This window comes from Pseudarthrobacter sp. PvP004 (genome assembly GCF_017876035.1).
Classification (GTDB): Bacteria; Actinomycetota; Actinomycetes; order Actinomycetales; family Micrococcaceae; genus Arthrobacter; species Arthrobacter aurescens_A.
Genome location: NZ_JAGINL010000001.1, coordinates 1,431,394 through 1,445,769, shown reverse-complemented (window position 1 = coordinate 1,445,769; position 14,376 = coordinate 1,431,394). Strand labels below are relative to the sequence as shown.

The window sequence follows — 14,376 nt, the reverse complement described above, 5'->3', positions numbered from 1 at the left end:
GGGGAGTTGACGGTCGGTTCCCCGGCTGATTCCGGTTCTGTTCAGGCTTGGTTGCTGACCAAGCCCGGCTCTGCGGCGCCCGCTTCAGTACGTCCCGCAGACAACAGCGGCGCGAAGAATCCGCCAAGTTCCGCCGTGGCCGTCAGGGGCAGCACGTTGGCGACATACTGGTCAGGGCGGACGACAACAACGACGCCGTCGCGGCTGAGGCCTCGTGTATCGAAGATGTCAGCGTTCGGGTCGGCGCCGAAGACCTTCTCGAGGTACGTGAGCTTGAATGGTCCGACCGTCGGCTTGAAAGCTGCAGGTACTGCGTTGATATCGATGGTGGTGTGGTCTTGCTGGTAGATCACCTTCACATCGAACCAGGCGTCGCGGTCAGCGCTCGACGGCGTCGCGGCCAGCGGCGATTCCGGCGAGTTCGCGATCCATTCGGCGAAGTCCGCCACCGGACCAGCGGCGCCAGCCTGGGCGGCGTCAGCGAAAACGTAGATGCGCCAGCGCCCATCAGCTTTGGCGTGGTGACCCAGGTGCATGGGATTGGTGTCGCAGACGCGGACAACCGACGCGGACTTGAAGCGTTTACCCACCGGGAAGCCGGTGGCGAGTTCCTGGTGCTGTGCTTCGGCTACAAGCATCGATGGGGCGTATTGGGTCATGAAGCCGGCAGGGAATTCGGCGGTGCTGGTGTAAAAGGTCTCCAGTTCCGCGGGATCTTCGAACTCTTCGGGTTTCTTGGCCATCAACGTGGACCACTGCTTGTCGAAGTCGATGAGGTTCTTCGCCACTACCTGGCGTTCGGCCGAGTAGGTGTCCAGCAGGCTTTCCGGGCTGCGGCCTTCGAGGACGTGGCCGAGTTTCCAGCCGATGTTGAAGCCGTCTTGCATGGAGACGTTCATGCCTTGGCCGGCCTTGGCGGAGTGGGTGTGGCAGGCGTCGCCGGTGATGAACACCCGTGGGGTGCGCGTTCCGCGCTCCTCCGGCAGAACGTCGTCGAACCTGTCCGTGAGCCGGTGGCCTACCTCGTAGACGCTGTGCCAAGCAACGTTGCGGACGTCCAATGTGTACGGGTGGAGGATGTCGTTGGCCTTTTGGATGATCTGCTCAATGGTCGTCTTGCGCACAGCGCCTTTGTCATTGGGATTAACTTCGCCCAGGTCCACGTACATGCGGAACAGGTGGCCGCCCTCGCGGGGGATCAGCAGGATGCTGCCGCCCTCGCCGGACTGGATGGCGCACTTGGTGCGGATGTCAGGGAAGTCGGTGACGGCGAGGACGTCCATGACGCCCCACGCATGGTTGGCTTGGTCGCCGGCAAGGTGGCAGCCAATGGATTCGCGAACCTTGCTGCGGGCGCCGTCTGCTCCCACGACGTACTTGGCCCGGATGATCCGCTCGTGGCCTTCGTTGGGCCCGGACGTGTGGGCAAGCGTTACGGCCACAGGATATTCGCCCTCGCCGGTGACCTGGAGACCGTGGAACTCATAGCCGTAGTCCGGCGTCATGCGTGTGGGGGAGTTGGCCATGAACTCCGCGAAGTAGTCCAGGACGCGGGCCTGGTTGACGATCAGGTGCGGGAATTCGCTGATACCGGCCGGATCATCCACGGCGCGGGCGGCGCGGACGATGCGGGAGTGGTCAGCCGGGTCCGGCTTCCAGAAGGCCATCTCCGTGATGCGGTAGGCCTCGGCGGTGATGCGCTCCGCAAACCCGAATGCTTGAAAGGTCTCCACGCTGCGTGCTTGGATGCCGTCTGCCTGGCCGATGGCCAAACGACCGGGACGTCGCTCAATAATGCGGGTGGTGACATCCGGAAACTGGGAAAGCTGAGCCGCGGTCAGCATCCCAGCAGGACCCGTGCCCACGATAAGGACGTCAACTTCGTCGGGAAGCTCGGCTGGGCGGTTGATTCCGACGCCGGCCGCAGGCTCGACTCGCGGGTCACCGGATACGTAACCGTGGTGGTGGAACTGCACGGGCTTTCCTCACTTCTTTGTGGGCAATGATCTAGGTTTGTTCGATAATAGAACAGCGTGTTCTATTATCGCTCCAATAATCGTAATGCGGCTCACACCCGCGTTCAAGTACCTCACGCGTCTTATGACAGAACCTGGTGTTCGCCTCCTTCGGATTGACCTACGGGCATGTCAGGATCAGGTATGCCGCGACTGATGCTCCTGGACACTGCCTCCCTGTACTTCCGTGCCTTCTACGGTGTGCCCGATTCCATCCGCCGACCCGACGGAACACCCGTGAACGCAGTGCGGGGACTCATGGACATGATCGCCCGCCTCACCACCGACTACGAAGCCACGCACCTCGTCGCCTGCTGGGACAACGACTGGCGCCCTCAATGGCGCGTGGATCTGATCCCCAGCTACAAGTCCCACCGCGTCGCTGAAATCGTTCCAAACGGCCCGGACGTTGAGGTTGTCCCAGACCCCCTTGAAGCGCAGATACCCATGATCCGCCGTGTACTGGACCTTGCCGGGATCGCCGTGGTGGGCGTTGACGACCATGAGGCCGACGATGTCGTGGGGACCTATGTGAGCCAAGCGCACATCCCGACCGACGTGGTCACCGGCGACCGCGACCTTTTCCAGCTCGTCGACGATGACCGTGAGGTCCGTATCATCTACACCGCCCGGGGCATGAAAAACCTGGAAGTTGTCACGGACGTCGTAGTGGTGGGCAAGTACCGTGTCCTGCCCCAGCAATATGCCGACTTCGCAACACTCCGGGGCGATGCCTCCGACGGGCTCCCCGGCGTTGCCGGCATAGGAGAAAAGACGGCAGCATCATTGCTTGGCGAGCACGGATCATTGGAAGGACTGCTTGAAGCGGCAGAAGACCCCGACGGCGGTCTGTCGGCTTCCATACGGGCGAAGCTGTCCGCGGCTGCTGACTACCTCAAGGTGGCACCCGCCGTCGTGAACGTTGTGCGCGACTTGAACGTGCCGACGCTTGAACAAGCGGGCGCTGAACTGCGCCCGGTCACCGGCGACGCGCGCACCGAACTTGGGCAGCTGGCCTCTGACTGGAACCTGGGTGGATCAGTCAAGCGGCTGCTGGACGCGCTGGACCGGGTCCGCTAACGACACGTCCCACAGACTCGGCTTTACTTTCACAGCCGAATGACAGGTTCGAAACAGCCTGGGCTGTGGTGGGCCTCTCATGGTGTTAAGAGGACGGCACCATTGACCGTCCCTCAGACACCAGCCGTACGGACGGCTCATTGAGGAGAGGTACATGTCGAGAACCAAGAGAATCACCTTGACCGTCGCAGCAGGAGCGCTCGCATTGGGCGCCGGATTGGGCGCGACCAGCATCGCCACTGCTGCCACCACACCGTCGCCTAGCGCCACGTCATCCGCGGACGCCACCACACCGTCAGATCGCGGCGGTAGGCCCGGCGGCCACGGACACGGCCGGGACGGCGGCCAGATCGCCGCGGAACTGGCCACCAAGCTGGGAGTGGACGAAGCCAAGGTCACCGAAGCCTTAAAGGCGTTCCGCGAGGCAAACAAACCCGCCACACCGCCCGCACAAGGAACGGAAGGAACCAAGCCGGACCGCACAGCACAGGATGCAGCCCTGGCGAAGTCTCTCGCCGAAGCACTCGGTGTAGACGAAGCCAAGGTCACCACGGCACTGGAAGAAATCCGTGCCGCCGCCCAGGAAGAGCGTTCCGCTGCGCTGAAGACCAAGCTCGACAAAGCGGTAACGGACGGCAAGCTCACACAAGCCGAAGCTGACGCCGTGACCAAAGCTGTTGAAGCGGGGGTCATCGGAGGAGGCGGACGCTAACTGAACCAACTACGACGATGATCGCTTGATCAAGGATCCCCTGGAGCATTCCGGGGGATCCTTTCCGTCGCATCAAAAACTCTTCCAAGGTGTTGTCGATTTTTACTCGCACTGTTCGACCTATGGATGAGAAAGTCGAAAAGGCGGCTTTCCACGACACAGGAGATTGAGTGAAATGGCGAAATACATGTTGATCATGCGGGCAGACGACGCTTCCTACGCCAAGTTCGAGAACATCGACTTCAACGAGATCCTCGAAGCCATGGGCAAATTCAACGACGAACTTATCCGTGCCGGAGTCCTCTTGGCCGCTGAAGGCCTTGACGATGCGAAACATGGCGTCGTGGTGGACTTCACCGGTGAAACCCCGGTTGTCACCGACGGCCCCTACGGAGAGACAAAAGAACTGTTCGGCGGCTACTACATCCTGGACGTCGCATCCCAGCAGGAAGCCGTCGAATGGGCCAAGCGTGCGCCCATGACAGCCGGTACCAAGACCGAAATCCGCCGCGTCACCAGCATCGATGAGTTCCCGCAAGACAACGAATGGATCCAAAAGGAGCGCGCATGGCGCGAGCAGACCGGCCAGCTCTGATTCCCACCACGGAAACTCCGGTCAACACCCACCCGCGTGAGCAGCAATGAGGCAAGGGCCGCCGTCGAAGCTGTGTGGCGGAGCGAATCCGCCCGCATCGTCGGCGCCCTTGCCCGCTACACCGGCGACTTCACATTGGCAGAGGACCTTGCGCAGGAAGCGCTCGCAGAAGCCCTCGTGTCCTGGTCGGTCAGCGGCATCCCCGCAGAGCCGGCAGGTTGGCTCCTGACGGCGGGCCGGCGTCGGGCGATCGATTCGTTCCGGCGACGTGCCGTGCGGGACGAAAAGTACGCCTTGCTGGCCCGCGGCCTGTCCGAGGAGGAACCGGGCGTGGACACTCTGTTCAACCCCGATTCGATCAACGATGACGTGCTCGCGCTGATGTTCATCTCCTGCCATCCGGTGTTGTCCAAGGAAGCGCGGATTGCCTTGGCGCTGCGGGTAGTGGGCGGCATGGGCACGGAGGAGATCGCCAAGGCGTTCCTGATGCCCGTTCCAACTATCCAAGCCCGCATCACACGGGCAAAGAAGACACTTGCTGCGGCCCACATCCCGTTCGCCGTGCCGGAGCCATCTGAAATTCCCGAGCGGCTGGGCTCGGTGCTGCAGGTTGTCTATCTGATTTTCACGGAAGGTTCCTTCGCTTCCGGAGGGGATTCGTGGATGCGGACAGAACTAGCCAGTGACGCACGCCGCCTCGCCCGTGTGTTGGTACGGCTGGCCCCCGAGCCCGAAGTGTTTGGCCTTTTGGCCCTGATGGAACTGACGGCCGCTCGCTTTCCTGCCAGGCTCGACGCCGCCGGACGGCCTGTCCTTCTTGAAGACCAGGATCGACGGCGATGGGATCAGTCCGCCATACGCCGGGGCAGGGCGGCACTTTCGACGGCGGTCGCTGCGGGCCGGGGGCTGGGCGCCTACGGGCTGCAGGCGTCCATCGCGGAATGCCATGCAGTGGCCCGGACTGCGGCAGAGACCGACTGGCAACGGATCGTCATTCTGTACGAGGCCCTCGGGCGGCTGTCTCCATCGCCCGTTATTGAACTCAATCGCGCAGTTGCCGTGGCCATGGCTTCAGGTCCCGCTGCCGGTCTGGACCTCGTGGACGCACTCAAGGGCAGGGGTGAGCTTGAAGGCTCCCACCTCCTGCCGACAGTTCGAGGTGAACTCCTCACCAGACTGGGTCGCCACACGGAGGCAAGGAATGCCCTGCTGGAAGCCCTGAACCTGTGCGGGAACGCCGCCGAACGGAGTGCACTGGAACGGAAGATCGCTGACCTTGCAGACCGGCTGAGCTGAAAGACAAACTGAACTGAAGGTCACGAAGAATGTGGCAAGGCGAGTGTCTGACAGAGTCTCCCACGTTAGGGCTGGGCCCGAGGACGGCCCGCATCCCAGTGCGGCCGTGACCAATGGCACGGTGGCCGGTAGAGAGGTGGCACGTAGGGCCCTGACCAAGGCGGCCGTGACGGGTTCCGCACTAACCCAGCCGTGGCTGCACTCCAGGACGGCGCTGCAAGTGGCGCTGTGACCTATACGGGCGCGCTCCTGCAATGGCCGCACCTTTTTGTGGCCGCGCCTGAGACAGCGGTGACTCAACAGGTTTTCGGTCGCGAATGGCCAGGCCTCACTTCACCGCGTACCCACCACCACTCCTGGGCTGACTTGTTGATGTTTTGAGGGGTGTGTGGTGGTGGTTGCGTCGGGGTGTTTGGTGGGGGTCGATGTGGGGTGGGGGTATGAACCAGGGGATGCCTGTTGTCATGTCGATGCGCCATTGCTCCTTGTGGATGAGGTGGTGGTGGTGGCTGCAGAGCAGGGTGCCGTTGTTTGTGCCTGTGGTGCCGCCGTGGGACCAGTAGGTGGTGTGGTGGGCTTCGCACCAGGGTGCGGGCATGGTGCAGTCGGGGAAGGCGCAGCCTTGGTCGCGGGCGGTGATGGCTTTGCGGATGTGGGGTGGGAAGATCCGGGTGGTGCGGCCGATGTCCAGGATTTGGGAGTCGCTGCCGAGCAGGACGGGGAGGATGTCGGCGTCGCAGGCGATTTTGCGGATGGTGTTCGGGTGGATCGGGCCCAGGAATGTGGCGGTCCCGGTGCTGAGCCGGTTCCCGGAGCCGGGCTGGGTGGGGCTGAGTTGGAGTTGGTTGAAGAGGTCGCGGCGGTCGATGGTGACGGTGACTTGGGGTCGGAGACCGCCGTTCGACGGGAGTTTCCCGGTGCTCATCGCGACGCTGCACGCACCGACGAGGCCGTCGAGGAGTTTCTGGGCCCTCGAGCGCCGGTCCAGATCCGGGCCGCTTGATCCGAGATCTGCTTCTTGCATGGTTGCTTCGTCGGCTCCGGATCCGGCCGGGTAACCTGTGCCAGGTCCTTGATCCGGGCCTTCGCTGGGTGCCGTGCCGGACTCCGGACCATTGAGTCGGGGGTTGGTGGCGGCGTTCATGGCGGTGGTGAGGGTTTCGTATTGTTCGGCGGTGGCGAAGATTTCGAGGTGGTGGAGTCCGTGGCGGCGTCGGCGGCGGAGGAACGCGCCTTGGAGTTGGCGGAGTGCTTCTTCAGTGGGTTCGGGGCCGTCTTGGTCGATGAGGTCGGTCCATCGTTTGGCCATTTTGGTGACGAAGTCGGGGTCGGTTTCGATGGCGGTGGTGGTGAGGGCGTGTTCCATGTCGGTGATGGTCTGGGGTTCTGCGAGGTGCCGGACTTTGTCCAGGGCGGTACTGATGATCGTCGCGGACCGGGAGGGCACCAAAGCCGATCCGATGGCGTCGGCGAGGATTTCACGCCGGGCCGGGACGTCCTGCCCGGTCACTCCGACCTGGGGGAGGACCTCGGCGGCAAGGGCGAGCCTGCGCCGGGCCTCTCCGATACCGATCCGCAACCGTGCCCGCAAGAATTCCGCCGCGTTCCGGTACCCGTCATCCAAGACACTGGCCCTGGCGGCGGAAGACCTACGTGCTGATTCGGTCCCCGCCACGAAACCATCTCCACCGGCGGAAGGTGTGGAACGTGCTTCACCAAAGGTCGCCCCAGCTGTGGCGGTTCCCGTCCTACTCTGAGAAGTCGCGCTCTGGGAAGCTGCCGCAGTCTCGGGTCCTGCCACCGGCTCAGTCCACCCCGTCCGCCACTCCCGCGCTGCCGCCGACACCCCCGGCCGGGCTTGCTGAGCTTCCTTCCGAGTCCGTTCCACCGCCTGCGCAGCAACCAGCTGCAAATACTCCACCGACCGGGAGATCTCCTCGACCCTGCCAGCAAAATCCGCGGCCTCAACAAACCCGAACAACCGCACCTCATCGGCCGCCACTGATCGCAACGCCTCCGCTGCGGCAGCACCTTCAAGGAGCGCCGCTTCCATAGCGTGCAAACCAGACAACGAGGACTCCGCGGGCAACTGTTCTGGCGGGGGTTCCTCGGGCCACGCGCGCGCCTCTTCGGGCACGGACTCTCCGGGCGTGGGCACCGACTGGAATCCAACAAGCGGCCCTGCGCAACGGGCTCTATCGGCAACGGTGGCTGCCGTCTCAGAGCCAGCGTACGCAATGTCCTTGTGCGCGGAGCCCTCGTACTCTGCCAGCCGGGCAGGCACAGCTAAAGAACGACGGGCGCGCTGGCGAAGCAACTCATAGGCGCGCGGCGACCCTGCCCGCCTTGCCACGACCTGCCCGATGATTCCCATACAAAAACCATGTCATGGGGGTCTGACATTTTTTGGTTGCCGGTGCTCAGCCCGCTGCGTGACGGCAAGAAGAGTCCAGATCGGTGGAGAAGTACCGGCGTTTGATGCCTAGAGTGTCGGAAGCAAATACGCCGGTTCAGGCCGATGGACGCCCTGAGGCCTGTATCCCAGGGCTTCGGCGTTTCCGAGAAGGTCGGCCAGGTACCAGACGATGGCCAGCCACATTTCGGTTCCCTGCAGGGTTGGAAGGTGCTGGTTCCCACTCTCTGGTGCTGCGCTGAAGGCCATTCCCTCGCCGGAATGCCACCGACCCAATGCGTGCTTCAGTTGAGTCCGTGCCCACGCGTTCATTTCCAGCGTCGGTGCTTCGTCTGCTTGGACGCGAGCCACAGGGGATGGACGACGTCCAGGACATTGCAGGCGTTCTACCGGTCAGGGGCGAAATAGCGTGGGTCCGCGGAGTGCTCCAGAACCGTGTCAACGAGCCGCTCAACGTAGGGCACTGGCAATCCGAACTGGGCGAACGTGCCACGCGTCAAGCGGTAATAGCCGTTGACCACCTTGAGCCTGTTGTCATCCGTGGGTTTTCCCCAGATTCCTGCCGCGGGATTGACGTGGGTCAGCAACCAGCCGAACAGCGCGTCAAGGGAACCGGGGGAGTTCGGCTGCGCCCGGGCCAGGTTCCAGTACGCCGCGGTTCCCCAAGCATCCACCCACGCGCCGGACCCCCACGCTTCCTTCCGCCAGGGGAGGGCATCCAGTGAAGCTGTCAGCGCTGCCGGATCCGTGTCAGCGACGGCGTGAATCGGATGTAAGAACCGGGCACCGACCAGGTCCAGCGCGTACCCCACGGAGAGCACGTGGTAAGTCGAGGGGCCGGTACCGAAGGCAAGGTCGGCAAGCCCTTGGTCTTCAGATCCGGACTCGGGAACCAAGCCTGTCACAGGATCCTGGAGGGCTTGCAGGCGCGCCACGTGCTCGTCCCTCGACAATTGCGGAGGAGCGGCTGCTTGAACACAGGCTCGGAAGGGTCCATGGAGTGGTTGAACCCGAGGATGGACGTGTGGGCGCCGATCCGCACGGCGTCGCCCATGGTGACGTTCCCTCGAACCACGGTGAACGCATTGACGGTGCAGTCATCACCGATGGCAATGCGGCCGGTGACATAGGCATGGGCGGCGATGAAGGAATCGGCGCCAATCATGAAAGTGTCCGGGTCAATACTTGCCAAAGGGGACAGGAAGGCCCGCTCACCTATGCTGACTCCGGCCCGTTCGGCGAAGCCCTTCTGGTACTAGTGCTGCGCCTCGCGTTCGGGTTCCGTAGCCGAACTCCAGAGAGTCCAGGGAGAATAGTCATAGTTGAGGTGGTGCTGGGGATTCACGTCGATGTCTCCGCGGTCGGGCTAGCAGTTCGGAAAGCGCTACCCCTCCTATTCGCGTCCCTCAACCACCGGTCAGTAAGCAGTCAGCAAACGATCAACCTCGATCACTCCTGGATGACGTGTTGGATATGTCCCTGTAAGCTCCGGAATCCTCGGGAATGGTGAGGGCGGTCGCAGCCCAACTTGCGAGCAGTTGCAGGGCGTCCGCCGTGCCGGTGCCGGGCTCAGCGTTGTAAACCGTCAAGGTCAAACCGGCATCGGCGGACAGCTCGAGGGCTTCGTACAACAAATGCAGGTCGCCCACTATCCGGTGGCGGAAATGTTTCTTTCCGGTGTAGTGCTGGCGGACATTGTGCGACGCCCAACGGACCCGGAATTCCTCGCTGCGGGTGGACAGCTCACCCACCAGGTCACTGAGCCCGCGGTCGTAGGGATCCCTGCCGGCTTCGGTCCTCATGATGGCCACGGTGTCGTTGGCGGCGCGTTCCCAGTCCGTGTAGAAATCGTGGCTGCGAGGGTCGAGGAACAGGAATCGTGCATGGTTGGGTGGTCCGGCGGGACTGTCGTAAATGTCGGCATATAAAGCCCGGCCCAGGGCGTTGGTTGCCAGTAGGTCCAAGCGACCGTTGCGAATGAAAGCGGGGGAGCCGCTAATCGCATCCAAAGTGAGTTGAACGCCAGGCCGGATGGCCTGCTTCCGGACTGGTCGACGCCGGGACTTGCCGCCGTCGCTTGCCGCCCGGGCGAGGTCGTAAAGATGGGCGCGTTCAGCGTCGTCAAGCTGCAGTGCACCGGCCAAGGACTCCAGCACGCTTTCAGAGACGCCGGAGAGGTTTCCGCGCTCCAAGCGGGTGTAATACTCCACACTCACTCCGGCGAGCATGGCCACCTCGCCGCGACGAAGTCCCGGGACACGCCGGTTTCCGCCGTAGGCCGCCAGTCCGGCCTGCTCGGGGGTAATTTTCGCCCGCCGAGTGGCAAGAAAGTCGCGTGTCTCAGTCCGATTGTCCATGCTTCCTACGGTATGACTTTTGATCAGCTCAGGGAGTCCCTGTCATTACCCCTAACAACAGTGACTCCTTGCGTCCAGGGAAACAGGGTTAGATGGAGACATCCACCAACGTTCACCACGCAGGAGAAACATGCCTACCGCTAATGCTTACGCTGCCCCCTCGGCTACGGGCGACCTGACCCTGACCACCATCGAACGTCGTGAGGTCGGCCCCAACGACGTCCACATCGATATCAAGTTCGCCGGCATTTGCCACTCTGATATCCATACTGTCCGCGGTGATTGGGGCCCGCAGCAGTACCCGTTGGCCCCTGGCCACGAAATTGCAGGCATCGTCACCGAGGTTGGCTCGGACGTCACCAAACACAAGGTGGGCGACCGCGTGGGCGTCGGCTGCATGGTCAACTCCTGCAAGGAGTGCAAGAACTGCCTGGCCGGAGAAGAGCAGTATTGCCTCAAGGGAAACGTAGGGACCTATGGCTCCGTTGACCGCGACGGCACCATCACCCAGGGTGGCTACTCCAGCCACGTGGTGGTGAACGAAGACTTCGTCGTCACCATCCCGGAAGGCCTGGACCTCGACGTCGCAGCGCCGCTGCTGTGCGCCGGCATCACCACCTACTCGCCGCTGCATCACTGGGGCGCCGGCCCCGGCAAGAAGGTTGCCGTCGTCGGTCTCGGCGGTCTCGGCCATATGGCCGTCAAGATCGCGCACGCCATGGGCGCTGAGGTCACAGTCCTTTCGCAGTCACTTAAGAAGATGGAAGACGGGCTCAAGCTGGGTGCGGACCACTACTACGCCACCAGCGATCCCACCACGTTCGAGCAACTCGGCGGCACCTTCGACCTCATCGTCAACACGGTCAGTGCTTCCATCGACATCAGCGCGTACCTTCAGTTGCTGACACTCGATGGCACGTTGGTCAACGTTGGCGCACCGGCCGAACCACTGCCGGTTAACGTGTTCTCACTGATCACGGGTCGTCGCCGGTTCGCTGGTTCGGCCATTGGCGGCATCCGCGAAACGCAGGAAATGCTGAACTTCTGCGCAGAGCACGGCCTGGGCGCCGAGATCGAGGTCATCCCGGCCAGCAAGATCAACGACGCCTATGAGCGCGTCCTTGCCTCGGACGTCCGCTACCGCTTTGTCATCGACGTCTCCACTATCGGCTAGAGACGCAGCCCCACCGAAACGGCCACGCTTCCTTCGAGGGGGTGTGGCCTTTTCCCTGTCACCCAACAGGGACAATGGTCTGGTGACTTTCAGACTGGACACCATAGGTACGGGGCTGGTGTTTGCTGATTCCCTCTCGAACCTGACCGCCGCCCTGGCAACTCAGGGCGGCGGCGGCGCGGCAGTGGTACAGGCGCCGCCCGGGACAGGTAAGACCACCCTCGTGCCTCCGCTGCTCGCCAACCTAGTGTCCGAACAGAGTCCAGGCCGGCCGCGCGTCGTCGTCACGCAGCCCCGCCGTGTAGCGGCCCGCTCAGCCGCGCGCCGCCTCGCGTCGCTGGACGGCAGCCAGCTGGGCCGCCGGGTTGGCTACACCGTCCGCGGGGAAAGCAAAGTCAGCCAGGACACGGTGGTTGAGTTCGTCACGCCAGGTATTCTCCTGCGGCGTCTCCTTGCCGACCCCGGTCTTGAGGACGTCAGCGCTGTGGTCCTGGATGAGGTCCACGAACGTGGACTCGAAACGGATCTCCTGGTGGGCATGCTTGCGGAGGTCCGGGAACTTCGCGGCGACATTACCGTGGTGGCGATGTCGGCAACCCTCGACGCCGCGCGTTTTGCCACACTGCTGGGGACAGGGCTCGACGGCGGCGACCCGGCTCCCGTCGTCGACTGCCCTTCCGCGCTGTACCCGCTGAAGGTCCAGTGGGTTCCTGCCCGCGAGCACCGCTTGGACGCTCGAGGCGTTTCCCGGCTTTTCCTTGACCACGTGGCCCACACGGCGGCGACAACCCACGCAGCAGCCTTGGCCCCGGACGCCGACGTAGACGCCTTGGTTTTCCTTCCGGGAGCCCGTGAAGTGTCCGACGTCGCCACTCGTCTTCGTGGTCTGGTGTCGGGGAACGTGGAGGTGCTGGAGTTGCACGGCCAGATCGGTCCGGAAGCCCAGGACCGCGCGGTATCCGGCCGTGAACCTGGCGGCCTGCCGCGCATCATCGTGTCTACCTCCTTGGCTGAATCGTCGCTCACAGTTCCCGGCGTGCGTGTGGTCATCGACTCGGGGCTTTCAAGGGAACCGCGCCGGGACGCCGGCCGCGGCATGTCCGGACTCGTGACCGTTTCCTGCTCCAGGGCCTCGGCTGATCAGCGTGCCGGCCGTGCAGCACGGCAGGGTCCGGGTACGGTGGTCCGCTGCTACGACCAGCAGGCTTATGCTGCAGCTCCGGCACATCAGACACCCGAAATCTCCGTTGCAGACCTCACCAGCGCTGCTTTGGTCCTTGCATGTTGGGGCGCGCCGGGCGGCGTAGACCTGAAACTTCCCGATGCACCGCCGGTTGCGGCCATGAACGATGCCGTGGAGGTCCTCCGGGAGCTGGGTGCCGTGACAGCGGAAGGAACAGTCACCGCCGTGGGCAAGACCTTGGCCCGGATCCCCGCCGACCCCCGGCTTGCCCGCGCCTTGCTGGACGGATCGGCGGTGGCGGGTCGACGCGCAGCGGCTGAAACAGTGGCCCTCGTTGCCGGCGGGCAGAGGGCACCGGGGGCGGACCTCAACAAGCTGCTGTCGGCCCTGCGCTCAGGTTCGGACCCGGGCGCGCGTCGTTTCGCGGAAGACGTCCAGCGGATGGAGACGTTGGTACGGAAGGAAGCTGCCGCCGTCGTGCGTCCCAAGGCGGCCGCCGATGTCACGGCAGGGGAAGCGACGGGCCTTGTGGTGGCGCTGGCTTTCCCGGACCGCGTGGCAAGGCGTGTTCCCGGCGACGGCTCTACCACGTACTTGTTATCGTCCGGAACGCGCGCCGGACTTCCCTCCGGTAGTTCACTGTCCGGGCATGACTGGCTTGCAGTTGCCGAGGTGTCCCGCGCGCAGGGGCGCGATGCCGCAGGAACGGGCGCCGTCATCCGTTCGGCCGCGCCGTTGTCGGCCGAATTGGCGGAAGCGGCCGCACCGGACCTCCTCACGGAGAAGGTGCAGGCGAAGTTCGATCAAGGCCGCGTGATGGCCAGGCTGGAGCGGCGCTTGGGTGCCATCGTGTTGTCCTCCACGCCTGTCCGCCCCACCGCCGAATCCGGTCGTCGTGCCGTGTCCGAGGCGCTGGAGAAGACGGGATTGTCCATGATCGGCTGGTCACCCGCAGCCGATGCCCTGCGGAGGCGTCTTGCCTTGCTGCACCGTGAACTCGGAAGCCCGTGGCCCGACGTCCGCGAAGCAGCCCTTCTGTCCAGGCTGGAGGATTGGCTGGGCCCGGAGCTCGAGGCGATGGCCACCGGCGCCGCCGTGAGTTCCATCAACCTCGTTGATCCTTTGAGGCGCCTGCTTCCGTGGCCGGACGCCGCGCGGCTCGAAGACCTCGTGCCGGAGCGTCTGGAGGTGCCGAGTGGCTCGCGTGTGCGCATCGACTATCCCGAGGTTTCGGATCGCAGCAGCGGGGATCACGACGACGGCCGTCCGGTGGTGGCGGTCAAGCTTCAGGAATGCTTCGGTTGGGACAGCACGCCGCGGCTCCTAGCTGGCAGGGTCCCTGTTCTGTTTCATTTGTTGTCCCCGGCAGGAAGGCCGTTGGCTGTCACGGACGATCTCGCGTCGTTCTGGTCCGGTCCCTACTCCCAGGTTCGGGCCGAGATGCGTGGGCGCTACCCCAGGCATCCCTGGCCCGAAGACCCGTGGACAGCGCAGGCTACGGCCAAGACCAAAAACCGCATGTAGCCGCGCTCTTGTGCTCGGGACGCGGCA

General features: G+C 63.9%; 11 protein-coding genes. 6 read left to right on the top strand and 5 right to left on the bottom strand.

Annotated features, from left to right (window positions below; genetic code table 11):
* Window positions 1-41 precede the first annotated feature (41 nt).
* On the bottom strand, window positions 42-1,976 hold the full coding sequence (locus J3A64_RS06585) for an FAD-binding monooxygenase (protein WP_014921836.1): 1,935 nt from the start codon (window positions 1,974-1,976) through the stop codon (window positions 42-44).
* 168 nt (window positions 1,977-2,144) lie between these two features.
* Between J3A64_RS06585 and J3A64_RS06580 the strand changes: the two genes are divergently transcribed.
* From J3A64_RS06580 to J3A64_RS06565, 4 genes are all read left to right on the top strand, one after another.
* Window positions 2,145-3,095 (top strand): 5'-3' exonuclease, encoded by a 951-nt coding sequence (locus tag J3A64_RS06580; protein WP_210063846.1) that lies wholly within the window; start codon window positions 2,145-2,147, stop codon window positions 3,093-3,095.
* 154 nt (window positions 3,096-3,249) lie between these two features.
* Window positions 3,250-3,807, top strand: coding sequence for a Clp protease N-terminal domain-containing protein (locus J3A64_RS06575; RefSeq protein ID WP_014921837.1), 558 nt, complete (start codon window positions 3,250-3,252; stop codon window positions 3,805-3,807).
* Between the two features lie 175 nt (window positions 3,808-3,982).
* On the top strand, window positions 3,983-4,402 hold the full coding sequence (locus J3A64_RS06570) for a YciI family protein (RefSeq protein ID WP_043806069.1): 420 nt from the start codon (window positions 3,983-3,985) through the stop codon (window positions 4,400-4,402).
* 36 nt (window positions 4,403-4,438) lie between these two features.
* Window positions 4,439-5,698 carry an RNA polymerase sigma factor gene (locus tag J3A64_RS06565; RefSeq protein ID WP_210063845.1) on the top strand — a complete coding sequence of 420 codons (1,260 nt, stop codon included), beginning with the start codon at window positions 4,439-4,441 and terminating at the stop codon, window positions 5,696-5,698.
* Between the two features lie 328 nt (window positions 5,699-6,026).
* Here the strand turns inward: J3A64_RS06565 and J3A64_RS06560 are convergent, their stop codons facing one another.
* The 4 genes from J3A64_RS06560 to J3A64_RS06545 form a co-directional block, all read right to left on the bottom strand.
* Window positions 6,027-8,072, bottom strand: a complete 2,046-nt coding sequence (locus tag J3A64_RS06560; RefSeq protein WP_210063844.1) for an HNH endonuclease signature motif containing protein — start codon at window positions 8,070-8,072, stop codon at window positions 6,027-6,029.
* A 425-nt stretch (window positions 8,073-8,497) separates the two neighbouring features.
* On the bottom strand, window positions 8,498-9,046 hold the full coding sequence (locus J3A64_RS06555; protein WP_210063843.1) for a hypothetical protein: 549 nt from the start codon (window positions 9,044-9,046) through the stop codon (window positions 8,498-8,500).
* On the bottom strand, window positions 9,013-9,303 hold the full coding sequence (locus J3A64_RS06550; protein WP_210063842.1) for a hypothetical protein: 291 nt from the start codon (window positions 9,301-9,303) through the stop codon (window positions 9,013-9,015). Before J3A64_RS06550 ends, J3A64_RS06555 begins: the two co-directional genes overlap by 34 nt.
* Before the next feature lie 247 nt (window positions 9,304-9,550).
* Window positions 9,551-10,468, bottom strand: coding sequence for a helix-turn-helix transcriptional regulator (locus J3A64_RS06545; protein WP_011774728.1), 918 nt, complete (start codon window positions 10,466-10,468; stop codon window positions 9,551-9,553).
* 130 nt (window positions 10,469-10,598) lie between these two features.
* Between J3A64_RS06545 and J3A64_RS06540 the strand changes: the two genes are divergently transcribed.
* Both J3A64_RS06540 and hrpB read left to right on the top strand, forming a co-directional pair.
* Window positions 10,599-11,642, top strand: a complete 1,044-nt coding sequence (locus tag J3A64_RS06540; protein ID WP_210063841.1) for an NAD(P)-dependent alcohol dehydrogenase — start codon at window positions 10,599-10,601, stop codon at window positions 11,640-11,642.
* A complete protein-coding gene (gene hrpB, locus J3A64_RS06535; protein ID WP_210063840.1) occupies window positions 11,578-14,349 on the top strand; it encodes an ATP-dependent helicase HrpB in 2,772 nt (923 codons plus the stop codon). The genes J3A64_RS06540 and hrpB overlap by 65 nt, the downstream gene beginning before the upstream one ends.
* The last annotated feature ends 27 nt before the right edge of the window (window positions 14,350-14,376 follow it).